The sequence below is a fragment of the Streptomyces sp. NPDC046716 genome (assembly GCF_040645755.1).
Taxonomy (GTDB): domain Bacteria; phylum Actinomycetota; class Actinomycetes; order Streptomycetales; family Streptomycetaceae; genus Streptomyces.
Genome location: NZ_JBEYYU010000006.1, coordinates 1 through 22189, shown reverse-complemented (window position 1 = coordinate 22189; position 22189 = coordinate 1). Strand labels below are relative to the sequence as shown.

Annotated in this window: 25 protein-coding genes and 1 pseudogene; 18 read left to right on the top strand and 8 right to left on the bottom strand. The window is 71.7% G+C overall.

The genetic code is table 11. The features are described 5' to 3' along the window. Nucleotides 1-108: 108 nt before the first annotated feature. Nucleotides 109-1038: a Gfo/Idh/MocA family oxidoreductase gene (locus ABZ930_RS06270; protein ID WP_361542310.1), complete on the top strand. Its 930-nt coding sequence runs from the start codon at nucleotides 109-111 to the stop codon at nucleotides 1036-1038. Here the strand turns inward: ABZ930_RS06270 and ABZ930_RS06265 are convergent. Then, the gene (locus ABZ930_RS06265; RefSeq protein WP_361542307.1) at nucleotides 1006-1941 is read right to left on the bottom strand and encodes a phosphotransferase; all 936 of its coding nucleotides are present in this window, start codon (nucleotides 1939-1941) and stop codon (nucleotides 1006-1008) included. The genes ABZ930_RS06270 and ABZ930_RS06265 overlap by 33 nt on opposite strands. 58 nt (nucleotides 1942-1999) lie before the next feature. On the opposite strand from ABZ930_RS06265, the gene ABZ930_RS06260 reads away from it, so the two are divergent. The 6 genes from ABZ930_RS06260 (at nucleotide 2000) to ABZ930_RS06235 (ending at nucleotide 8402) form a co-directional block, all read left to right on the top strand. Beyond that, complete coding sequence (locus ABZ930_RS06260; protein ID WP_361542304.1) at nucleotides 2000-3193, top strand: DUF4032 domain-containing protein; 1194 nt, start codon at nucleotides 2000-2002, stop codon at nucleotides 3191-3193. A gap of 456 nt (nucleotides 3194-3649) precedes the next feature. Beyond that, on the top strand, nucleotides 3650-4498 hold the full coding sequence (locus tag ABZ930_RS06255) for a helix-turn-helix domain-containing protein (protein WP_361542301.1): 849 nt from the start codon (nucleotides 3650-3652) through the stop codon (nucleotides 4496-4498). A 72-nt stretch (nucleotides 4499-4570) separates the two neighbouring features. After that, the gene (locus ABZ930_RS06250; RefSeq protein ID WP_361542298.1) at nucleotides 4571-5611 is read left to right on the top strand and encodes a PhlD; all 1041 of its coding nucleotides are present in this window, start codon (nucleotides 4571-4573) and stop codon (nucleotides 5609-5611) included. A 70-nt stretch (nucleotides 5612-5681) separates the two neighbouring features. Next, on the top strand, nucleotides 5682-6350 hold the full coding sequence (locus tag ABZ930_RS06245; RefSeq protein WP_361542295.1) for a TetR family transcriptional regulator: 669 nt from the start codon (nucleotides 5682-5684) through the stop codon (nucleotides 6348-6350). A gap of 8 nt (nucleotides 6351-6358) precedes the next feature. Continuing rightward, entirely contained in the window at nucleotides 6359-7147 is a 789-nt protein-coding gene (locus ABZ930_RS06240) for an SDR family NAD(P)-dependent oxidoreductase (protein ID WP_361542292.1), read from the top strand. A 157-nt stretch (nucleotides 7148-7304) separates the two neighbouring features. After that, nucleotides 7305-8402 (top strand): acyltransferase family protein, encoded by a 1098-nt coding sequence (locus tag ABZ930_RS06235; protein ID WP_361542289.1) that lies wholly within the window; start codon nucleotides 7305-7307, stop codon nucleotides 8400-8402. Here the strand turns inward: ABZ930_RS06235 and ABZ930_RS06230 are convergent. Beyond that, entirely contained in the window at nucleotides 8383-9081 is a 699-nt protein-coding gene (locus ABZ930_RS06230; RefSeq protein WP_361542286.1) for a DUF2470 domain-containing protein, read from the bottom strand. The genes ABZ930_RS06235 and ABZ930_RS06230 overlap by 20 nt on opposite strands. Nucleotides 9082-9196: 115 nt before the next feature. Between ABZ930_RS06230 and ABZ930_RS06225 the strand changes: the two are divergent. The 4 genes and pseudogenes from ABZ930_RS06225 to ABZ930_RS06210 all read left to right on the top strand — a co-directional run bounded on the left by ABZ930_RS06225 (nucleotide 9197) and on the right by ABZ930_RS06210 (nucleotide 12330). Continuing rightward, nucleotides 9197-10788 (top strand): annotated as a pseudogene (locus tag ABZ930_RS06225) (FMN-binding glutamate synthase family protein). Nucleotides 10789-10884: 96 nt separating this feature from the next. After that, on the top strand, nucleotides 10885-11172 hold the full coding sequence (locus tag ABZ930_RS06220; protein ID WP_361542283.1) for a hypothetical protein: 288 nt from the start codon (nucleotides 10885-10887) through the stop codon (nucleotides 11170-11172). A gap of 110 nt (nucleotides 11173-11282) precedes the next feature. Further along, nucleotides 11283-11891, top strand: a complete 609-nt coding sequence (locus ABZ930_RS06215) for a VanZ family protein (protein ID WP_361542280.1) — start codon at nucleotides 11283-11285, stop codon at nucleotides 11889-11891. 37 nt (nucleotides 11892-11928) lie between these two features. After that, nucleotides 11929-12330, top strand: a complete 402-nt coding sequence (locus ABZ930_RS06210) for an ATP-binding protein (protein ID WP_361542277.1) — start codon at nucleotides 11929-11931, stop codon at nucleotides 12328-12330. Nucleotides 12331-12358: 28 nt separating this feature from the next. Here ABZ930_RS06210 and ABZ930_RS06205 read toward each other — a convergent pair whose 3' ends face one another. Then, complete coding sequence (locus ABZ930_RS06205; protein ID WP_361542274.1) at nucleotides 12359-13000, bottom strand: MBL fold metallo-hydrolase; 642 nt, start codon at nucleotides 12998-13000, stop codon at nucleotides 12359-12361. Further along, entirely contained in the window at nucleotides 13000-14085 is a 1086-nt protein-coding gene (locus tag ABZ930_RS06200) for an S-(hydroxymethyl)mycothiol dehydrogenase (RefSeq protein ID WP_361542271.1), read from the bottom strand. The genes ABZ930_RS06205 and ABZ930_RS06200 overlap by 1 nt, the downstream gene beginning before the upstream one ends. Nucleotides 14086-14197: 112 nt before the next feature. Between ABZ930_RS06200 and ABZ930_RS06195 the strand changes: the two genes are divergently transcribed. After that, nucleotides 14198-14998: an ABC transporter permease gene (locus ABZ930_RS06195; RefSeq protein WP_361542268.1), complete on the top strand. Its 801-nt coding sequence runs from the start codon at nucleotides 14198-14200 to the stop codon at nucleotides 14996-14998. A gap of 55 nt (nucleotides 14999-15053) precedes the next feature. Next, nucleotides 15054-15779: a class I SAM-dependent methyltransferase gene (locus ABZ930_RS06190; protein WP_361542265.1), complete on the top strand. Its 726-nt coding sequence runs from the start codon at nucleotides 15054-15056 to the stop codon at nucleotides 15777-15779. 22 nt (nucleotides 15780-15801) lie between these two features. On the opposite strand, the gene ABZ930_RS06185 is transcribed toward ABZ930_RS06190, so the two are convergent. From ABZ930_RS06185 to ABZ930_RS06175, 3 genes are all read right to left on the bottom strand, one after another. Then, nucleotides 15802-16062, bottom strand: a complete 261-nt coding sequence (locus ABZ930_RS06185; protein ID WP_361542262.1) for a hypothetical protein — start codon at nucleotides 16060-16062, stop codon at nucleotides 15802-15804. Continuing rightward, nucleotides 16059-16262, bottom strand: coding sequence for a hypothetical protein (locus tag ABZ930_RS06180; protein WP_361542259.1), 204 nt, complete (start codon nucleotides 16260-16262; stop codon nucleotides 16059-16061). Before ABZ930_RS06180 ends, ABZ930_RS06185 begins: the two co-directional genes overlap by 4 nt. Nucleotides 16263-16327: 65 nt before the next feature. Further along, nucleotides 16328-16723: a VOC family protein gene (locus tag ABZ930_RS06175; RefSeq protein ID WP_361542256.1), complete on the bottom strand. Its 396-nt coding sequence runs from the start codon at nucleotides 16721-16723 to the stop codon at nucleotides 16328-16330. Nucleotides 16724-16940: 217 nt separating this feature from the next. On the opposite strand from ABZ930_RS06175, the gene ABZ930_RS06170 reads away from it, so the two are divergent. Next, nucleotides 16941-17300, top strand: a complete 360-nt coding sequence (locus tag ABZ930_RS06170; RefSeq protein ID WP_361542253.1) for a hypothetical protein — start codon at nucleotides 16941-16943, stop codon at nucleotides 17298-17300. Between the two features lie 90 nt (nucleotides 17301-17390). Beyond that, a complete protein-coding gene (locus tag ABZ930_RS06165; RefSeq protein ID WP_361542250.1) occupies nucleotides 17391-17885 on the top strand; it encodes a glutathione peroxidase in 495 nt (164 codons plus the stop codon). 25 nt (nucleotides 17886-17910) lie between these two features. Here ABZ930_RS06165 and ABZ930_RS06160 read toward each other — a convergent pair whose 3' ends face one another. Next, nucleotides 17911-18360, bottom strand: coding sequence for an SsgA family sporulation/cell division regulator (locus ABZ930_RS06160; RefSeq protein WP_361542247.1), 450 nt, complete (start codon nucleotides 18358-18360; stop codon nucleotides 17911-17913). A 226-nt stretch (nucleotides 18361-18586) separates the two neighbouring features. Between ABZ930_RS06160 and ABZ930_RS06155 the strand changes: the two genes are divergently transcribed. The 3 genes from ABZ930_RS06155 (at nucleotide 18587) to ABZ930_RS06145 (ending at nucleotide 22066) form a co-directional block, all read left to right on the top strand. After that, entirely contained in the window at nucleotides 18587-20215 is a 1629-nt protein-coding gene (locus tag ABZ930_RS06155) for an ATP-dependent DNA ligase (protein WP_361542244.1), read from the top strand. A gap of 131 nt (nucleotides 20216-20346) precedes the next feature. Then, a complete protein-coding gene (locus tag ABZ930_RS06150) occupies nucleotides 20347-20832 on the top strand; it encodes a TrkA C-terminal domain-containing protein (RefSeq protein ID WP_351456253.1) in 486 nt (161 codons plus the stop codon). 4 nt (nucleotides 20833-20836) lie between these two features. Then, the gene (locus tag ABZ930_RS06145; protein WP_361542240.1) at nucleotides 20837-22066 is read left to right on the top strand and encodes a cation:proton antiporter; all 1230 of its coding nucleotides are present in this window, start codon (nucleotides 20837-20839) and stop codon (nucleotides 22064-22066) included. Nucleotides 22067-22189: the final 123 nt, after the last annotated feature.

The window sequence follows — 22189 nt, the reverse complement described above, 5'->3', positions numbered from 1 at the left end:
GTGAATGACCATTCACCCGGGTGGTGAATCAGTATTCACCAACGCGTGCCCGTCTGTCGCCACCCCGTGCCCCGCGCGGATCGGGCCCGGCCGCGCGATACTGCCGCAATGACCTCACCAGACGTCCTGCGCTGCGGACTTGTCGGCACCGGCTCCTGGGCCGGCCGGACTCATGCCCCGGCTCTGCGGGACCACAAGCACACGGAATTCGTCGGCGTCTGGGGGCGCCGGCCAGAAGCCGCGGCTGCCCTCGCCGCCGCGCAGGGGACCACGGCGTACGACGACGTGGACGCGTTGTTCGCGGCGTGCGACGCGGTGGCGTTCGCCGTGCCGCCGGACGTCCAGGCGCCGTTGGCGGCGCGGGCCGCCGCGGCGGGCTGCCATCTCCTGCTCGACAAGCCCCTCGCCACGGAGCCGGTGGCGGCGCGCGCGGTCGTCGACGCCGTGGCCGCCTCGGGGGTGGCGTCCGTGGTGTTCTGCACCATGCGCTACTCCCCCGCCACGGCGGCCTGGATCGCCGAACAGGCCTCCGTGGACGGCTGGTTCACCGGTCGCGCCGACTGGTACGGGGCGCTGTACACCCCGGGTGACGACGCGGAGATCCGGGCGACGACGCCGTGGCGGGCGGAGCGGGGCGCCCTGTGGGACGTGGGACCGCACGCCCTGTCGGTACTGCTGCCGCTGCTCGGCGACGTGACGTCGGTGACGGCCGGGCGGGGCCCGGGCGACACGGTGCATCTGCTGCTGCGGCACGCGTCCGGCGCGTCGAGCACCGCGGCGCTGAGCCTGACCGCTCCCCCGGAGGCGGCCGGGGTCACGGTCGAACTGCGGGGCACGGCGGGAGTGTCGGCGATGCCGTCCGGTCGCGGGAACGCGCAGGAGTCCTTCGCCGTGGCGCTCGACGTCCTCCTGGAGTCGGCGCGCACCGGGATCCCGGCCCCCTGCGACGCGCGGTTCGGGCTGCGTCTCACGGAGATCCTGAGCGCCGCCGAACGCGCGCTGCCGTCAGCCGGTCCCGAACCAGACCTCGGCGAGTGACGCGAGGTCGCGCACGCCGTCGGGCGGCGGCAGCTCCCGCAGGTACCAGGGGAGGTTGCTGTACACGTGCAGCAGTGTGTACGCCATGACGGTGCGCGGGTCGGGCGTGCGGCCGTACGTCTTCGTGAAGCACGTCATGAGGCGTCGGTCGCCGCGGGTCACGAAGAGTCCGACGGCCACGAAGTCGTAGTCCGGGTCGCCGGTCATCGCGGGTTCGAAGTCGAGCAGTCCGCCGAGCCGGGCCCGGCCCGCGCCGTCGTGGTCGACGAGCAGGTGCTGCCGCATGAACTCCGTGTGCAGCAGCGCCCGCCGCTCCCCCGCCCGCGGCGCGGCCGCGTCGAGGAACCCGTCGATCTGCGCGGACCACTCCCGGGCGAGGCCGCGCTCGTCCTGCCGCCGCACGGCCCCGGTGCGCTGGGCGGCGACGAAACGGTCCCAGTCGCCGGGCCCGAGGTCGTCCGCGAGCGTCCCCGGGTCGAGGGCGTGCAGCTCCGCGAGCACCTCGCCCGCGGTCTCGACGAGCCGCTCCCGGTCGGCGGGCGGCAGGTCGGGCCAGGCGACGGCGAGGTCCCGGCCGGGCAGCCGGGACATGAGGACGTACGTCCAGCCGTCCTCGTACGTGCCCGAGGCGAGCGGCCGCGGCGTGGCGACGGGCAGGCGGCCGTGCAGGAACTCCAGCGTCCTGGTCTCGCGGAGCCCGTCGCGCGCCGCCATGGCCGGGAACAGCTTCAGGACGTGCCCGGCGTCGATCGCGTAGACGGGCTGGCTGCCCTCGGGGAAGCGCGCCGGGTCCGCGCCGGCGAACCCGAGCCGGGAGCAGAGGTCGAGCACGCCGGGGCGCAGCAGGGCGTCGTCCGGGACGACACGGCGCCAGGCCTCGTCGGTGTCCACGCGGGGCAGCATGATCGGCAGCGTAGGCCGCCCGGGCATGATGGCCAACCGACTTTAATACCCTGTGCGCATGCCGCTCGAGATCAGCGCCACCAACCCCGAGCACCCGGTGCTCCTGCTCGCCCTGCCCTGGCACATTCCCCTGGAGAAATGGCCGGAGGAGTACCTTGTGCCGCTTCCGCGCGGCATCTCCCGGCACGTGGTGCGCTACGCCCGCGCCGGTGACGAGGTCGTCGCCGTGAAGGAGCTCGCCGAGCGGCCGGCGCTGCGCGAGTACGAGATGCTGCGCACGCTGGACCGGCTCGGGATACCCGCGGTGGACCCGCTGGCGGTGGTCACCGGCCGGGAGCAGCCGGACGGCTCGCCGCTCGAGCCCGTGCTGATCACCCGGCACCTGGGCGGCTCGCAGCCCTACCGTTCGATGTTCGAGACGACGATGCGTCCGACGACGGTGCACCGGCTGATGGACGCGCTGGCGGTGCTCCTGGTCCGGCTCCACCTCTCCGGTTTCGCCTGGGGCGACTGTTCCCTGTCCAACACGCTCTTCCGCCGGGACGCGGGCGCGTACGCCGCCTATCTCGTGGACGCCGAGACGGGCGAGCTGCACCCGAGGCTGAGCCAGGGGCAGCGGGAGTACGACATCGAGCTGGCCCGGGTGAACATCAGCGGCGAGATGCTCGACCTGGAGGCCTCGGGCGCGCTGCACCCCTCGATCGACCCGATCGAGTTCGGCGCGGAGATCGAGCAGCGCTATACGAACCTGTGGAGCGAGCTGACCCGCACCTCGGTGTACCCGGCGGGCAAGCACCACTACATGGAGCGGCGCATCCGGCGGCTGAACGATCTCGGGTTCGACGTGGCCGAGATGCAGATCTCGCGCTCCCCGCGCGGCGACGAGGTGACGTTCGTGCCCAAGGTGGTGGACGCGGGGCACCATCAGCGTCAGCTGTTGCGGCTGACCGGGATGGACGCGGAGGAGAACCAGGCGCGGCGGCTCCTCAGCGACCTGGAGAGCTGGATGGCGACCCAGGACGACGCTCCCGACGCGCGGCCCGAGGTGCTGGCCCACCGCTGGGTGCGCGACGTGTTCCGGCCGACGGTCCGCGCGATCCGGGACCGGCTGCCCACTCCCATGGATCCGGCCGAGCTGTACCACGAAGTCCTGGAGCACCGCTGGTACTTGTCCGAGCGGGCGCAGCACGACATCGGCCTGGACGCGGCGGCGGAGGACTACGTGCGGCACGTCGGCAAGCCGGAGGCGTGAGGCGGGGGCGTGAGGCGGGGCCGAAAAGTGCCGGGATGACCGGGCGCGGCCGGTGCCGTGGCCGCTACGTAATGGCGAGTGACGGCACCGGCCGCAGCCAGTGACCTCCGGATCCACCGGGGATCGAGCGCGGGACGTGCGTCGTGCAACGCATTTTCCGGCCACATCCAGCGAAATAAGTGGCCCGGTCCAGCTCTCTCTTCCTCAGTCGGCCCGGAGGCTCGCGGGTTACTCTCCGCCAGGAAATTTCGGCCAATTTCGAGCCGCCCGGCACAGGTGCCGCATCACTGTGTCTACCTGCACACAGTCGATGAAACCGCCAGGTGAGCAACCCTGCACGATCCATCATGACGGACCGTCTGATCGTTTTCTTCGGGCAATGTTTATTACCAAAGGTGATGGGAGTATTTAGACTGCTGACGCTCAACTCAGCGTGTACGAAGAGGGATTACCCACATGAACAAGAAGGCGCTCCGCGCCCTGCTCCGCGAACGGCGCGCCCTCATAGCCCCCGAGTCCCACGGCTTCACCCGCCCCACGGGCCAGGGCCGCCGCGCACCGGGCCTCTCCCAGCACCAGGTCGACCAGTTGCTGCACCGGACGCTCGGGACGTACCACCGGCTGGAATCGGGGAGTTACCCGAATCCGCCCACCGTTCTGCTGCGCGACGTCGCCCTGCTCTTCGGCCTGGACGAGCAGGAGTGGGTCTCCCTGTGCCGCTACGCCCTGCTCCAGGACCCGCCCGGACCGCTGCACCAGTCGTCGGGCAAGGAGATCCCGGGCTTCTGGCAGGACGCGCTGGACAGCATGAACCACATGGCGTACATCTCGGACGCCTCCTGGGACCTCATCGCCTACAACAGCGCGTTCGCCGCGCTGTTCCCCGACCTTCGCGTACCGAGCAACACCATGCGATGGATGCTCCTCGAGCCCCAGGGGCGGGAGTTGCTGATCGACTGGGACAACGCGTGGGCACCGTGGGTACTGCCCCAGCTTCGCGCGGCCCTCGCCACGCGGCCCAACGACGAGACGCTGCTGCAGATCGAGAAGGAGGTCCTCGCCGATCCGGAGACCTCGGCGACCTACGAGACGGGGGCGACCCTCATCCACGCGGACGGCCACGAGCGGCCGATCCAGCATGCGACCAAGGGGCCGGGCTGGGTGTCGATCTGCGCGGCGCAGCCCATGACCGCGCCGGGATCGCGGCTTTTCATCCTGGTGTTCCGGCCGGGGTACCAACGTCCCGTCCACCACCGGCAACTGCTGCGCGCTCCCGCCTCGGCGATGGACGGCCCCGACCACTAGACGCACAACGCCGGGCGTCAAGTACCTTGAGCGCACCCCCCGCACTCCGCCCGGCACAGTGGGAGCAGTCGCATGCCCGCCTACGTTTCACCACCTCGTTCCGTCCTCGGCGCCTACAAGGTCACGACGGAGGAGATAGCAGACGACATACGGGCTCATCATCGCGACCATCCCCGCCTCGGAGCCTTCCTGCGAGTCGTCGACAACTGCGGTGTGCGCACGCGGTATTTCAGCCGGCCGCTCGACTCGCCCACCGTCTCAGGGGAAGCCGATGTGCACGCCCGCACCCAAGCGGCCTTCGACGATGCCGTCGACATGGCCGAGCGGGCAGCGATCGCCGCACTCGAGGCGGTGAAGCTCGCTCCCGGTGACATCGACGCCATCGTCACGACCCACGCGACCGGCTACGCGGTCCCGAACCTGGACGTGCACCTCATGCACCGACTGGGACTGCGCCCCACCACCCGCCGCATCGCCCTCACCACCATGGCGTGCGCGGGCGGGGCGCACGCCCTTCTCCGCGCAGCCGACATGGTGGCGCTCCGTCCGGACGAGAAGGTCCTGGTCGTGGCCGCGGAGGTGCTGTCGACCGCGTACAACCACACCGCGGCGACCATCGAGGCCATGATCTACAAGGCGCTCTTCGCCGACGCGGCCGCGGCCACCGTGGTCAGCGCCGCCCCTCTCGGCCCCGGCCTCGCCATCGAGGACACCCTCGAGTACACGCTGCCCGGGAGCTTCGACCGGTACCGGGGACGCCTGGACGCCCACGGCATGCACTTCGATTCCACGAAGCAGGCCCCGAAGGCGCCGGCGGCGACCTTTCCCGCTCTGATCCAATGGCTCGACGGACGCCGCGTCGACTTCGCCGCGATCCATCCGGGCAGCCCTCGCATGGTCGGCGACACGGCAGACGCCCTGGAACTCGGCACGGAACACACGCGGCACTCGATGGACACCTTGGCCGACGAAGGGAACATCGGCGGAGTCAGCGTCCTTCGCGTCCTCGAACGCACGCACGCGGCGCCGCCGGCCCCGGGAAGCCACGGTGTCGTCGTCGCCTACGGCCCCGGCTTCACCACCGCCGCCCTCCACGGCCACTGGCACGGCTGACCCCCGGCATCCAAAAATGTCCCCCTGAGACTCATGTCCCATCGGGACACAAAGGTGTATCCTCGGAGGCATGAAGGCGAACGAGACCGGCACCCCGGCGCCCGCGGACCGTCGGCAGCTGAAAGCCCGGCGGACGCGCGAGGCGCTCGCCGAGGCCGCCGTGGCCCTGGTCCTCGAGCGGGGCCTCGCCGAGGTCACCGTCGAGGCGATCGCCGAGCGCGCCGACGTCACGCGCCGCACCTTCAGCAGGCACTTCTCCGGCAAGGAGGACGCGGCGCTCGACTTCACCCGCGCGGACGGCGCCCGGATCAACGCGGCGCTGCGCGAGCGCCCCGCCGCCGAGCCCCCGCTGCTCGCCTACCGCAGGGCGGTCGCCGACTGGCTCGCCGACCGGGCGGCCCCCGGCTGGCACCACCGGCCCGAGCAGCGGCTGCTGTACGCGGCCGTGGACCGCGAGCCCGCCCTGTTCGCCGCGTACGAGCGGATCCGGGTCGACGCCCAGGACGAGTCCGTACGCATCATCGCCGACCGGCTCGGCACCGATCCGGCCCGGGACCTGCGCCCCGAGGTCGTGGTCGGCGCCGCGGCCGGCGTGCTGACCGCCGCGCTCCGCACCTGGGCGCGCGACGACGGCACGGACGCCGAAGACCTCGCCGACCTGGTGGCGGGGGCCTACGACGCCCTCATTGGGGAGGCCGCCCGATCGGCGGCGACCTCCGAGGAAGCAACAAGAGAGTGACACGCACCATGAGCACCACCCCCGCCCCCGCATCGACCGACTACGCCACCGAGTTCGCCGGGAAGACCGCCCTGGTCACCGGCTCCGCCTCGGGCATCGGCCTGGCCACCGCCCGCCGTCTGGGCCGTGGCGGCGCCAAGGTCGTCATCGCCGACTACAACGAGCAGGGCGCCAAGGAGGCCGCGGAGACGCTGGCCGCCGAGGGCATCGAGGCCGCCGCCGTCGCCCTCGACGTGACGCAGGCCGCGTCCGTCGAGGCCGCCGTGAAGTTCACCGTCGACACCTTCGGCGGACTCGACCTGGCCGTGAACAACGCCGGCATCGGCGGCCCGAGCACCCCCACGGGCGCGTACGACATCGACGCGTACAACCGCGTGATCCGCACCAACCTGGACGGCGTCTTCTACTCCCTGCGCTACGAGCTGCCCGTCATCGAGGCGGCCGGCAAGGGCGGCGCGATCGTGAACGTCGCGTCGATCCTCGGCTCGGTCGGTTTCGCCGGCTCCCCCGCGTACGTGGCGGCGAAGCACGGTGTCGTGGGGCTGACGAAGACGGCCGCGGCCGAGTACTCCGCCAAGGGCATCCGGGTCAACGCGGTGGGCCCCGGCTTCATCGACACCCCGCTGCTCCAGCAGATGGACAAGGCCGCCTACGACGGACTGGTCGCGCTGCACCCGGCGGGCCGCCTGGGCACGTCCGAGGAGGTCGCCGAGCTGATCGTGTTCCTGCTGTCGGACCGCGCCTCGTTCATCGCGGGCAGCTACCACCTGGTCGACGGCGCCTACACCGCCGTCTGATCCCGCGGCACCACCCCCGAGCCGGGCCCTCGGCGAGCGACGTTTCCTTCGCTCACCGAGGGCCCTTTCCACGTTCCGGCCGTTTCGAGTCATGGAACGGTCCCGACGGGGCAGGCGGGGGGTTTGACCCACGCAGCAGGAGGGGCGCGGCACCGCGATGCGACAGCAGGCAGCACAGGCCACAGCCACCGGCGGCAAGGCACGCGAGTCGTACTTCGACAACGTGAAGTTCCTGACGATCGTGCTCGTCGCCTGCGGGCACGCCTGGGAACCCCTGACCTACGGCTCCCGCGCGGTGACGGCGCTCTACCTCACCGTGTACGCCTTCCACATGCCGGCGTTCGCCCTGATATCCGGGTACTTCTCGCGCAGCTTCGACATGGCGCCCCGGCGTCTGAAGCGGCTGATCACCGGCGTCGCCGTGCCGTACGTCGTGTTCGAGGTGGCGTACACGCTGTTCTACCGGTGGGCGCAGGACGATCCCGGGTATCCGATCAGCCTGCTGGATCCCTGGTACGTGATGTGGTTCCTGGCCGCGCTGTTCATCTGGCGGCTGTCCACGCCGCTCTGGTTCCAGCTGCGTCATCCGGTGCTGGTCTCACTGGCCGTGGGGACGGCCGTGTCGATGTGGCCGGGTGCGGGCGGGGATCTGGCGCTGCAACGGGTGCTGCAGTTCCTGCCGTTCTTCGTGGTGGGTCTGGTGCTGCGGCCCGAGCACTTCTCCTGGGTGCGCACCTGGCGGTTCCGGCTGGCGGCCCTGCCGGTGATGCTCGCGGCCGTCGTGGCGGCGTACTGGGTGGCTCCCTGGTTCGACGCGGGCTGGTTCTACCACCGCGGCAGCGTGGTGGGGCGCGGGGTGCCGGCGTGGGCGGGCCTGTGGGCGACGCCCGCCCTGTTCGTGCTCGCGCTCGTGCTCACCGCCTGCTTCCTGTCCTGGGTGCCGGGCCGCAGGCTGTGGTTCACGGCGCTCGGCACCGGGACGATCTACGCGTATCTGCTGCACGGATTCGTCATCAAGGCCTCCCGGTTCGACGGCTGGTACGCCCACCCGTGGCTGCACGGCCCGGCGGGTGAGCTGGCCGTCACCGCGGCGGCCGTCGCCCTGATCACCGTGCTGTGCACGGAGCCGGTGCGGCGGGTGTTCCGTCCGGTGGTCGAGCCGCGCATGGAATGGGCGTTCCGCAGGCCACGGACGAAGCCGCGGCCCGGTCAGGAGGTCCCGCGCGAGGAGAGGGTCACCTCATCCGGCGGGTGACGGACTGCGCGGAGGCGAGCAGGCAGTGCATGCGCTCGGTGAGCGAGCCCAGGTCGTCGGCGGGGGTGTGGAAGGGGATGCGGACGTCGGCCTGGCCGCGCGTGCGCTCCAGACGCAGTGTCAGTCCGTGCCGGTCGACGGCGAGGGGCTGGACGCGGACGACGCCGTGCAGGCTGTCGGGCGTGATGAGCCGGGTGAGCTGCTCGACGGCCTCCGGGTGGGCCTCGGCGAGATGGGTGAGCAGCCGCGGCTCGGCGAGGGCGAGGGGGTCGGGTGCGGTCGTGGCGAGGTCGTCGAGGTCGATGCCGATGCGCTCGGAGCGGGTCTGGAGCACCGCCCGTTCGGGGATCAGCAGCAGCTCCTCGCCGTCGGGGACCAGCTCGCCGGAGAGCCAGAGGCGGGCGCGGACCCGGTCGCGGACCGGGACGGGCGCCGCGTCGGCGAACTCCAGGAGGGTCGTGGGCCGTCCGTGCGGCGCGCACAGCACGGCCGCGGCGAGCACACTGTCCGGCGGCGGGCTGATGCGCACCGTGCCGTCGTCCGCGGCGACGCGATGGGCGCCGACGAGGTCGTCCTGTCCCACGTCGGTGGTGACACCGCACGTCCACGCGGCGGCGAGCACGGAGCGCGCGCGGGCCGCCGCGGTGGGCACGGCGGTAGCGATCTGTCGGACACCCATCCGAACCTCCCTTAGGTAAGCCTCACCTAACTTAGCGGAGATCGTCGCCGAGGGTCCACCCCACCGCGCTGTGTCGGCGCGGCCGGATCGGCGCCGCGTGCGTTTGACTCGGACCGTGCGCCGTTACCTCGTGTTCGTCCTCGTCACCGCCGCGGCGGCCGGGGCACTGGCCCTGTCGCTGCTCGTCTCCCCCTGGTGGTGGTGCGCGGCGGGCCCCCTGCTCGCGCTCACCGCGCTGGGTGTGTGGGACCTCGTCCAGACGCGCCACTCCGTCCTGCGCAACTATCCGCTCCTCGGACATCTCCGCTTCCTGATGGAGGCGCTGCGGCCGGAGATGCAGCAGTACTTCATCGAGCGCAACTACGACGGGCGCCCCTACGACCGGGACGTGCGCGACATCGTCTACCAGCGGGCGAAGTACGCCGAGAACCGCTCGGCCGAGGAACCGTTCGGCACCGAGCGCGACGTGTACGAGCAGGGATACGAGTTCCTGGTGCCGTCGCTGCGCCCCGTCGACCCGCCCGAGCGTCCGCCGACGGTGCGGATCGGCGGGCCCGACTGCTCGCGCCCGTACGACATGGCGCTCCTGAACGTCTCGGCGATGAGCTTCGGCGCCCTGTCGGCGCCCGCGATCCGCGCGCTCAACAAGGGGGCGGCACTGGGCGGTTTCGCGCACGACACCGGTGAGGGCGGTCTGTCCGAGCACCATCTCGTCCACGGCGGCGACCTGGTGTGGGAGATCGGCACCGGCTACTTCGGGTGCCGTACCGGCGACGGCGGCTTCGACCGCGGCGAGTTCGCCGAGAAGGCCGCGCGCGAGCAGATCAAGTGCGTGTCCGTGAAACTGTCGCAGGGGGCGAAGCCGGGCATCGGCGGGGTGCTGCCGGGCAGCAAGGTGAACGCGGAGATCGCCCGCGTACGCGAGGTGCCCGAGGGGGAGACGGTGGTGTCGCCGCCCTACCACCGCACGTTCGACACGCCACGCCACGCCAACTGGTGCTTTTCCTCGCCGAGTTGCGGACACTCGCGGGCGGCAAGCCGGTCGGGTTCAAGCTGTGCGTGGGCTCCCGCACGCAGTTCCTCGCGGTCTGCAGGGCGATGCTCGCCGAGGGGGTCGCCCCGGACTTCGTGATCGTGGACGGCGCGGAGGGCGGCACGGGCGCGGCGCCGCTGGAGTTCGCCGACCACCTCGGGATGCCGCTCACCGAGGGCCTGATCACCGTGCACAACGCCCTCGTCGGCGCCGGGCTGCGCGACCGGATCCGGATCGGCGCGAGCGGCAAGGTCGCCACGGGCGCCGACATCGTCAAACGCCTGCTCCAGGGCGCGGACTTCACGAACGCGGCCCGCGCCATGATGTTCGCGGTCGGCTGCATCCAGGCCCAGCGCTGCCACACCAACACCTGCCCGGTCGGCGTCGCGACCCAGGACCCCCGCCGGGCACGGGCGCTCGACGTGCCGGACAAGGCGGAGCGCGTCCACCGCTTCCAGCGGGCCACGGTGCGCAGCGCGGGCCAGATCATGGCCGCGATGGGTGTGCACGACCCGCGCGAGCTGGGCCCGCACCAGCTGATCCGGCGCATCGCGCCCCACGAACTGCTCCCCTACGCGGGCCTGTACGACTGGCTGGAACCTGGTGAACTGACCGCCGGACCGCGCCCCACCTGGGCGGCCGACTGGGCGGCCGCCGATCCCGACCGGTTCTGATCCCGCGCGCCACCGACATGCACCAACTCCACGCGAACGGGGGGTGAATATGCCATCCGCCCACGCGGCCGGAACCTGAGGGGCATCATGCGGCCCATGGACGGTACCGCGCTCCTGCGGGAGCTCTTCACGCCCGACGAGTACGACGCGGTCCGCAGACACGCGGACCACCTGGGTGTGACAGTCATCGAGTACGTTCGCCGCTCGGCCGCGGAACGGGCCCTGGAGCGGCTGCATCTGACCGAGGCCATCGAGACACAGGCCCTCCACCCGGGCAAACCGTCGATCCCACAGGTGGAGCGGGCCCGCTGCCGCGACGGCGCGTCCTCACCGGCCCTGGAGCGTTTCCTGGACGCCCTGGCCCACCCCACGGAGGACGACTGACGCCGTCTGATTCCGCGGGATGCGGGCAGTGGACGTACATGGCAACGGCGACAACACGACGCAGCAAGCAGCAGGCGGGCCGATGGTGGCGGGTGGGTGTCCGCGCATTGATGGCCGTCGTCGCCTTCCTCGCCCTGGTGGCGTTCTCCGCGGTGCTCGCCCGGCTGACGCTCACCCCGTCCCCCGCGTCCGACGGGATCGCGGGGTCGAATCTGCGGCCGGGCGCGAGCCTTCGGCAGTACGCGGACTCGTACAGCTTCCCGGCAGCCTGTAAGCAGGTCGGCGGAAACCTGCTCCTCGGCGCGCCGTTCGGTCTGCTGCTGCCGGTCCTGGTGGAACGCCGGATGCGGATGCTGCGGGTGCTCGTCGTCACGGCGCTGGTGATGGTGCTGGTGGAGCTGGCGCAGGGCGCGCTGGTGGAGGGCCGCGCCTTCGACGTGGACGACGTTCTGCTCAACACGGCGGGCGCCATGATCGCGTACGCACTGATCGGCCGGCTCATCGGCCGCCGCTACCACACCTTGGCCGAACCCTCGAAACGAACCCGCATGGGAATCAAGTTCCGTGGGAATGGGCCTCTTTACCGGAGCAGGACGCAACGCAGCAAGACCCCGGCAGGACAGAAGAAGACCCAGAGGAAACCCCAGAAGACGACTCAGAAGAGGACTCAGAAGAAGCCGCGGACGGGCCCGCAGAAAAGGCCACAGAAGAAGACATAGCGGCTCATGGGGACTCGCAGAGAAGGGAGTGATCGTCATGCGTGCGCTCACGGACGCCCAGGGGCGTACCGCACGCGTGGAGTACCTGATGCCACAGGGGTCGGGGGCCCCTCGTCTGGCCCGCCGGCTGACCCGGTCGTTCCTGGCCGGACGCACCGGCGACACGGCGGCGGACGCGGAACTGGTGGTGTCGGAACTGGTCACCAACGCCACTCGGGCGTCCGGCGGCTGCTGCCGGATGAGCCTGCGGATCGACGCGGACGAGCTGACGGTGGCGGTGCACGACGACGGGCCGGGGCTGCCCCGCCCGAAGCCCGCGTCGCAGTCCGCCGAGGGAGGCCGCGGCATCACGCTGGTGCGCGCGCTGGCGCGGCGCTGGAGCGTGGAGCCGCATCCGCAGGGCGGCAAGACGGTGCGGGCGGTACTCGCACCCTGCTGAGCACCGCCCGCACCGCGGCACGGGCCGCTCAGTGACCTCGCGTGATCCAGTCGTCGAGGTCGGGCGCCTCCGCCCCGATCGTCGTGCTGTCACCGTGTCCGGTGCGGACGACGGTCTCGGGCGGCAGCGTGAGCAGCCGCTCGCGGATCGAGTCGACGATCGTCGGGAAGTCGCTGAACGTACGGCCCGTCGCTCCCGGTCCGCCCTTGAAGAGGGTGTCTCCGGTGAAGACGGTGCCGAGCGCCGGCGCGTACAGGCTGACCGCGCCGTGGCAGTGCCCCGGAGTGTGCAGCACGGTCAGCTCGACACCCGCCACGGTCAGCTTCTGCCCGTCGGCGAGTTCACCGTCGGGACCGCGGTCCGGGTGCGTGCGCTTCCACAGCTCGGTGTCCGCGGGGTGCAGCAGGATCGGCGCGCCGGTCCGCTCGGCCAGCGCGGGCGCGGCGTCGATGTGGTCGTCGTGGGCGTGCGTGCACACGACGGCGACGAGCCGGCGGTCGCCGACGGCGGCGGCGATGGCGTCGGCGTCGTGCGCGGCGTCGATGACGACGACCTCTTCGTCGTCACCCACGAGCCATACGTTGTTGTCGACGTCCCAGGTGCCGCCGTCCAGGGAGAACGTCCCGGAGGTGACCAGGTGCTCGATGCGCGCGGTGTTGTCGTCAGCCATCAGAACACCACCACCGAACGCAGCACGTCGCCGTGGTGCATCCGCTCGAACGCCTTCTCCACGTCCTCGAGCGCGATCGTCTCGGTGACGAACGCGTCCAGGTCGAGGCGGCCCTGCCGGTACAGGTCGATGAGCATCGGGAAGTCGCGCGAGGGCAGGCAGTCGCCGTACCAGGACGACTTGAGCGCGCCGCCGCGGCCGAACACGTCGAGCAGCGGCAGGTCGATGCGCATCTCGGGCGTGGGCACGCCGACGAGGACGACGGTGCCCGCGAGGTCGCGCGCGTAGAAGGCCTGCTCGTACGTCTCGGGACGGCCGACGGCCTCGATGACGACGTCCGCGCCGAAGCCGCCGGTCAGCTGCCGGATGGCCTCGACCGGGTCGGTGGTGCGCGAGTTGACGGTGTGCGTGGCGCCGAGCGTACGGGCCGTCTCCAGCTTCTTGTCGTCGACGTCGACGGCGATGATCTTCGAGGCGCCGGCCAGGAGGGAGCCGACCACCGCCGCGTTGCCCACGCCGCCGCAGCCGATGACGGCGACGGAGTCACCGCGGCCGACCTCGCCGGTGTTGATCGCGGCGCCGATGCCGGCCATCACGCCGCAGCCGAGCAGTCCGGCCGCGGCGGGCGAGGCGGCGGGGTCGACCTTGGTGCACTGGCCGGCGGCGACCAGGGTCTTCTCGGCGAAGGCGCCGATGCCGAGCGCCGGGCTGAGCTCGGTGCCGTCCGCAAGGGTCATCTTCTGCTTCGCGTTGTGGGTGTCGAAGCAGTACTGCGGGCGGCCGCGCAGACAGGCCCGGCACTGCCCGCACACCGCACGCCAGTTGAGGATCACGAAGTCACCGGGCTCGACCTCGGTGACGCCCTCCCCCACCGATTCGACGACGCCCGCCGCCTCGTGCCCCAGCAGGAACGGGAAGTCGTCGTTGATCCCGCCCTCCCGGTAGTGCAGATCGGTGTGGCAGACCCCGCACGCCTGGACCTTCACCACGGCCTCGCCCGGGCCGGGGTCCGGCACGGTGATCGTCTCGATCGTCACCGGAGCACCCTTCGCCCGTGCGATCACGCCCTGCACCTGCTGCGCCATGACGGTCAGCCTTCTTTCTCTTCACGGTTGCCGCACACGTTCTTACGTCCCCCATCCTCGCCCATGATCATGATCCGGCACAGTTCCGGTGGGCGGGCACGGTCGTTCTAGGGTGCCTGACGTGCCTGCTTCCGCCGTCGCCGCGTCCACGCTGCTGCCCGTCAACGCCACCCTGGCGGCGGTCCTCGTCGCCCTGTTGCTGGTGGCCGCCGCGGTCGCGGCCGTCTTCCGGCTCGCGCCCGACGCCTCGTGGCGCCGCGCGCGGGACATCGTGGTGGCGGGGGTGCGGGCCGCGCTGCAACTGGCGGTGGTCTCACTGGTGATCGGCTGGGTGGTCGGACACGGGGCGGCGCTGCTCGGGTTCGTTCTGCTCATGTTCGCGGTGGCGGCGCGCACGGCGGGCCGCCGGATCACTCCTGGGCGCGGCTGGGCCTGGGCGGCGCTGCCGATCGCGGTGCCGGTGGCGCCGGTCGTCGGCACCCTGGTGGGCTGTGGTCTGGTACCCGTGCAAGGCATCGCCCTGATCCCGATCACCGGCATTCTCATCGGCGGCGCGCTCACGGCGACGGTGCTGGCCGGACGCCGCGCTCTCGACGAGCTCACGGCGCGGCGGGGTGAGGTGGAGGCGTGCCTGGCCATCGGCCTGCTCCCGCACGAGGCGCGCCTGGAGATAGCCCGCCCGGCGGCGTCGGACGCGCTGCTGCCCGGTCTCGACCAGACCCGCACGGTGGGCCTGGTCACGCTTCCCGGGGCGTTCGTCGGCATGCTGCTGGGCGGCGCGTCGCCGGTGATGGCGGGCGCGGTGCAGCTCTTCGTCCTGGTCGCCCTGCTGGCGGTGCAGGCGATCGCGGTGGCGACGACGGTGGAGCTCGTCGCGCGCGGCCACCTGCGCCGTCCGCCCGCGGGCGCGTGAACCGGCCCCGGAATGCACTGGCCGCCGGTGCCCGGCGCGCCCTACGTTCTGGCTCATGACCGACGACTGCTACGCACATCCCCGGCTCGCGGCGATCTACGACGCGCTGGACCCCGACCGGAGCGACCTCGCGCTCTACCTCGGGATGGCGCAGGAGTTCGGCGTGGGCCGGGTGCTCGACATCGGCTGCGGCACGGGCGTGTTCGCGCTGCTGCTGGCCGAGCGCGGGATCGATGTCGTCGGGGTGGATCCCGCCGCGGGCTCCCTCGACGTGGCCCGGGCCAAGCCGGGCGGCGAGCGCGTGCACTGGATCCTCGGCGACGCGACGGCACTGCCCGCGCTGCGTGTGGACCTCGCGACGATGACGGCGAACGTCGCCCAGGGCATCGTCGATCCGCCGGCCTGGCGGACGACGCTGCGAGCGGCCTTCGACGCGCTGCGCCCCGGGGGCCGCCTGGCCTTCGAGACCCGGGTGCCGGCCGCCCGGGCCTGGGAGCGGTGGACCCGCGAGCACTCCCACCGTGAGACGGCCGTTCCCGGGGTGGGCACGGTCACGTCCTGGGTGGAGGTCCTCGACGTGAGCCCGCCCATGGTGACGTTCCGCTGGACCTACCGCTTCGCGGCCGACGGCCGGACGCTCACCTCGGATTCGACGCTGCGCTTCCGGGAGCGGGAGGAGGTGGAGCAGGACCTGGTCAGCCACGGCTATGTGCTGGAGGAGGTACGGGACGCTCCCGACCGTCCGGGCAGGGAGTTCGTGTTCGTGGCGCGGCGCCCCTGAGGTCGGGACCGGTGGCGGCCCGTCACACCGCCCCGTACTCGTGCGCGGGCCCGCCGCGCCACTGGATGGCCGGGGAGTCCCCGTGCACGAGCTGATCGGCGTCGTCGAGCCCGGCGCGCCGCAGGAACTCGATCACGTCGCTGTCGCTGTGCGCGAGCCCGAGCCGCACGGCACCGACGGTGACCCGGCGGCCTCCGCCCGGCGCGGGACGGTGCACGACTATCTCGGGGAATCCGCCGTCCGCCGAACCGCCGCCGAGGCTGCCGGCTCCCACGCCCGTCATGAGCGACCGGACCCCTGGCGCGCCCTGCGCCGCAGCTCGGCCTGCTCCCCCGGGCTGAGCCGCTCGCCGGCCAGCACCCGGGACAGGTGCAGCAAGCGCCGCCGCAACGCGGTACGGCCGGGCTCCCGCGCGAGCCGCTCGTAGGTCTCGGTCCACTCCCGCTGTGTCTGGACAAGGTCATCGGTGACGGAGTTCCGCATGCCCTCAATAGAGCACGTGTTCGATTTTCAGTGCAAGCGGACACCCGGGGTGCCCGTGCGGCGGCTCAGCTCTCCGGCGCCAAAGTGCGCAGCACACAGAACTCGTTGCCCTCGGGGTCGGCCATGACCACCCAGCTCCGGCCCGAGCCCTGCCCCACATCGGCCTTGGTGGCGCCGAGGCCGAGCAGTCTGGTCACCTCGTCGTCGGTGCTGCGGTCGATGGGGCTGACGTCCAGGTGAAGGCGGTTCTTCGCGGCCTTGCCCTCGGGCACCCGGACGAAGAACACGGTCGGCGGCATCTGGCGCGCCCGTACCGCCTCGGCCGTCGGCACCCACGAGCCGATCTCGACCTTGCCCTCGCTCCGGTCGATCACCTCGAAGCCGAGGACCGCGCACCAGAAGGCCGCGAGCCTCTCCGGGTCGTGGCAGTCGACGGCCAGTTCCGTGAACCTGCTGGTCATGTCACTCCTGGGTGGTGCGCGCGGGCAAAGGGCGCGCCGCCATCGGCCGCTCCCCCTTTGCGGATCGGGACAAGCAAGCCCCAGCTGACCCGCACGGCGCAAGCAGGATCGATACATCGGCCCACGCCCGAGTGACGTCGGGCATCACCGGGCCGACCCCCGGGGAGGGCGCGACAGACAGCAATCAGCAATCAGCAATCAGCAAGAAATGGGTGTCATGCGCCTTCGCCACACCGCTGCCGCCGCACTCGGCGCGCTCGCTCTCGTCTGCACGCAATCGGCGTCCGCGAGCGCCGCCACCGGCGACTTCTCGTACAGGTTCGTCAGCCTCGACGGCTCGTCGCAGTCGATCACGCTGCACGACCCGAAGAGCCCCGGCTGCATCACCCTGCCGGAGGCGGCGGACCCGAGCTCCTCCGAGCCCGCTTTCGCCCCGCACAACGACACCGACACCTGGGTCATGGTCTTCACCGAGCCCGACTGCACCGGCGACTCGTGGACCCTGCGCCCGCACGGAAACCCGGCCACGGACCGGCTCGAACTCCGCTCGGTGTACCTGACCGACCGCACCGGCTGACACCCACCCGACGCCGCCTCGCCAAGAGCCCTGGCACGACTGCTTACCGCGGATCTCTCGCGGACCCGATCACGGCGTACGCTCCGGATCATGTCTGTCTACGAGAGCATCCAGATCGCTTCGCTCCAGGGCGGCGACGCCGACCTCGCCCAGTACGAGGGTCAGGCCGTCCTGATCGTCAATGTCGCTTCCAAGTGCGGCCTCACCCCGCAGTACACCGCGCTCGAGGAACTCCAGAAGCAGTACGCGGCGCGGGGCTTCACCGTGCTGGGCGTGCCCTGCAATCAGTTCATGGGGCAGGAGCCCGGCAGCGCCGACGAGATCGCCGAGTTCTGCTCGGCCACGTACGGCGTCACGTTCCCGATGACGGAGAAGGTCGACGTCAACGGCGCCGACCGGCACCCGCTCTACGCGAACCTCGTGCAGACCGCGGACGCCGAGGGACACAGCGGTGACATCCGCTGGAACTTCGAGAAGTTCCTCGTCGGCCGGTCCGGCGACGTCGTGGCCCGATTCTCGCCCCAGACCGTCCCGGACGCGCCCGAGGTCGTCGCCGCCGTCGAGAAGGAACTCGGCACCGCCTGAGCAGCACGTCCGGGCCGTGGCCGTGTCAGCCGGCGACCCGGCCGCCGTCGGGCCCGAAGAACGCCCTGAGCGTGCGGTGGACCTGATCCGTCAGGTCCTCGTCACCGGACGCCACGAGCGCGTACGTGCGCCGCAGGAACCGTCGCAGGGGCGAGGTGCCGAACTGGACGACCGCCAGGCCGCCCGGCGCGTGCAGTTCGACGATGGTGCGGGACCGGCCGCACGGCCAGACATGCACGTCACCGGCGCCCGCGGGCGTGCGCAGGCCCTCGTCGAGGAGCGAGCGGGCGAAGGCCCAGATCACCTCGGTGCCGGTGAGGGTGGCCTCCGCCGGGAACACCAGGCTGATCGCCAGCGGGTCGGCCGAGGCGTAGCGCAGGGCGACGGTGAGGCCGCGCTCCGGCGCGGTGTTCCCGGCGCTGACGAGCCGGGCGCGAGTCGGTTGTTCCAGCGTGACGGGGAGTGTGGTCGGCATGGCTGGCTCCCTTTCTGCTGCTGCGCTGCGGCGTACCGATGCCGGTTCGACGCGGCGGCCGGGGGACGCGTTACGGCGTTCGGCAAAAAGCCGGTGTGACCTGTGCCACTCACCCATCCATCATCCGGCATAAGTCGCGAAACCGTCCAAATTCCCCCTACCGCCGGACCACGCTCCCGTCACGACCGGCCATGCGCCACCGCACCCCCCGTTGCACGATGGCTCCATGCTCTTCGCCCGGCTCGCTCAGGTGTCCCAGGACGTCGCCGCCACCTCGGCCCGCACGCGAAAGATCGCGCTGCTCGCCGAGCTGTTCCGGGACGCCTCGCCCGACGACGTCCCGATCGTCATCCCCTATCTGGCGGGACGCCTCCCCCAGGGACGGCTCGGCATCGGCTGGCGGGTGCTCGGCGACCCGGTCGCACCCGCCGACCGGCCACGGCTCAGCGTGCAGGACGTGGACGCCGCGCTGAGCGCCATCGGGGATGTCTCGGGCGCCGGATCACAGGCGGAACGCAAGCGGCTGGTGGCGGAGTTGATGGGCGCCGCCACCGCGGACGAGCAGCGGTTCCTCGTCGGTCTGGTCACCGGCGAGGTGCGCCAGGGCGCCCTGGACGCGGTGGCGCTCGAAGGTCTCGCCCGGGCGACGGACGCGCCCCCGGCCGACGTGCGGCGCGCGGTGATGCTCGCGGGCGGGCTGCAACCGGTGGCGCAGGCGCTGCTCGCGGACGGACCCGGCGCCCTCGACGCGTTCCGGCTGACCGTGGGCCGCCCGGTGCTGCCGATGCTGGCGCACAGCGCGGCGACGGTCGGTGCCGCGCTCGACAAGCTCGGAACATGCGTGGTCGAGGAGAAGCTCGACGGCATCCGGGTCCAGGTGCACCGGGACGGGGACGAGGTCCGCGTCTACACCCGCACGCTCGACGACATCACCGAGCGGCTGCCCGAAGTGACGTCAGCGGTACGGGAGTTCGCGGGTGAGCGGTTCATTCTCGACGGCGAGGTCATCGCCCTCGACGACAGCGGCAGGCCGCGCGCGTTCCAGGAGGTGGCCGGGCGGGTCGGCTCACGGGTCGACGTGGCCCGCGCCGCCGAGGCGCTCCCCCTCTCCCCCGTCTTCTTCGACGTGCTCTACGCGGAAGCGGAGGACGACGGCACAGGCGAAGGCCCGGGGGGCGCACAGGACGGGGCGGGCGGGCCCGATCTGCTGGACCTGCCGTTCGGCGAGCGGCACGCGCACCTCGTGCGGCTGGTGCCGGAGCCGATGCGGGTGCGCCGGTACGTCGTCGAGGACGGCTCCGACGAAGGGCGGCGCGCCGCGGCCGAGCGGTTCTTCGCCGACACCCTCGCCCGCGGGCACGAGGGCGTCGTCGTCAAAGAGGTGGGAGCGCCGTACAGCGCGGGCCGCCGGGGCGCGTCCTGGCTGAAGGTGAAGCCGGTGCACACCCTGGACCTGGTGGTGCTCGCCGCCGAGTGGGGGCACGGGCGGCGCACCGGCAAACTGTCCAACCTGCACCTCGGGGCCCGGCGCGAGGACGGCTCGTACGCGATGCTCGGCAAGACCTTCAAAGGTCTGACCGACGCGCTGCTGACCTGGCAGACCGCGCGGCTGGGGGAACTGGCCGTCGAGGACGACGGGCACGTGGTCACCGTCCGCCCGCAACTGGTCGTCGAAATCGCCTACGACGGGCTGCAGCGGTCGACGCGCTATCCGGCGGGTGTCACCCTGCGGTTCGCGCGTGTCGTGCGGTACCGCGACGACAAGACGGCCGTGCAGGCCGACACGGTCGACACGGTGCTGGCCGCGCACCCGCACCTGTTCGGCACGGACGGCGACGCGGGCGCGGACGCCTGACTTTTTCTTTGCCAAAAGATGAGCCGTATAAGGTGACTGCGACATTGAAAGATGCATTCGCCAATTAACGGGCTCCGGGCCCTCAGCCCGAGCGGCCCTCACACGATGCACGCACGGACAAGGGGAGAGACGTGCCCGCTTCACGGCTCAGCAGGACACCACTGCCAGGGATCGGCCATCGCTACGACCTCACCACCCGCGAACAGCGCCGTCTATCGGTCGTCGCGCACCGGGACGGAGGCCGGACGCTCAGCGCGTACCAGGCCGACGACCCGGACGCGTGCGCCCTGTCGATGAAGCTGACCTCGGGTGAGGCGGCCTATCTCATCGATGCGCTGATGCCCTCGCACCACAGCCCGAACCTGCTCCACACCACCGACCTGGGCCTGGTCGCCGAACGGATCGAGATACCGGGGGCCTCGCACTGGAACGGCCGGCTGCTCGGCGAGACGGCGATGCGCACCGAGACCGGTGCCTCCATCGTCGCCGTGCTGCGCCGCGCCGAGGCGATACCGTCACCGGCGCCGGACTTCCGGCTCGCGGGCGGGGACACCGTCATCGTGATCGGTACCCGTGAGGGCGTCGAGGCGGCGGCCGCGATCCTGGGTCGGGAGTGATCGGATGCATTCCGCTGTCTTCCTCATCGAGTTCGGTGCGATCATCCTGGCCCTCGGGCTGCTCGGGAGGCTCGCCGGTCGGCTGAGCTTCTCGCCGATCCCGCTCTATCTGCTGGCCGGTCTCGCGTTCGGCGAGGGCGGGCTGCTGCCGCTCGGCGCGAGCGAGGAGTTCGTGGAGATCGGCTCCGAGATCGGGGTCATCCTGCTGCTGCTGATGCTCGGGCTCGAGTACACGGCGAGCGATCTCGTCAACAACCTCAAGACGCAGTACCCGGCGGGGCTCGTCGACATGACGTTCAACGCCCTGCCCGGCGCGGCCGCCGCGCTGCTCATGGGCTGGGGCCCGGTCGCGGCCGTGGTGCTGGCGGGTGTCACCTGGATCTCGTCGAGCGGCGTCATCGCCAAGGTGCTCGGCGATCTCGGACGGCTCGGCAACCGTGAGACCCCGGTCATCCTGAGCATCCTCGTGCTCGAGGACCTGGCCATGGCCGTGTATCTGCCGATCATCACGGCCCTGCTGGCCGGAGTCGGCTGGGCGGCCGGCGGTCTCACCCTCGCGATCGCCCTCGGCGCGGCGGGCGTGGTGCTGTTCTGCGCCGTCCGGTTCGGGCGGCAGATATCGCGGTTCGTGTCGAGCGACGATCCGGAGAAGCTGCTCCTGGTGGTGCTCGGCCTGACGATTCTCGTGGCCGGTCTCGCCCAGCAGCTGCAGGTCTCCGCCGCCGTCGGCGCGTTCCTCGTCGGCATCGCGCTCTCCGGTGAAGTGGCCGAGGGCGCGCATCAGTTGCTGCTGCCGCTGCGCGATCTGTTCGCGGCCGTCTTCTTCGTGTTCTTCGGACTGCACACCGATCCGGCGAGCATTCCGCCGGTGCTGCTGCCCGCGCTGCTGCTGGCCGTGGTGACGGCCTGCACGAAGATCTTCACCGGGTACTGGGCCGCGCGGCGGGCCGGTATCTCGGTGAAGGGCCGGTGGCGGGCCGGCGGCGCGCTCGTGGCGCGCGGCGAGTTCTCCATCGTCATCGCCGGCCTCGCCGTGACCTCGGGCATCGAGCCCCGGCTCGGCCCGCTGGCGACGGCGTACGTGCTGATCCTCGTCATCGTCGGACCGCTCACCGCGCGGTACACGCAGCCGATCGCCCAGCGGTTCTTCCGGACCAAGACTCCGGAGCCGGTGGCCGTGCCGGCGCCGCGGACCGCCGAGGAGACCGCACAGGTCGACGAGCAGATCCGCTGACACCGTCCCGCACGGACGGCGACCGGGGAGAGAACGGGAACCCCCTCCCCGTGGTGGGCTCCGAGGAGCCCCGGTGCGTCAGCCGGTGAACTTCACATCCGTGATGGCCTGCTTGTAGCCGGC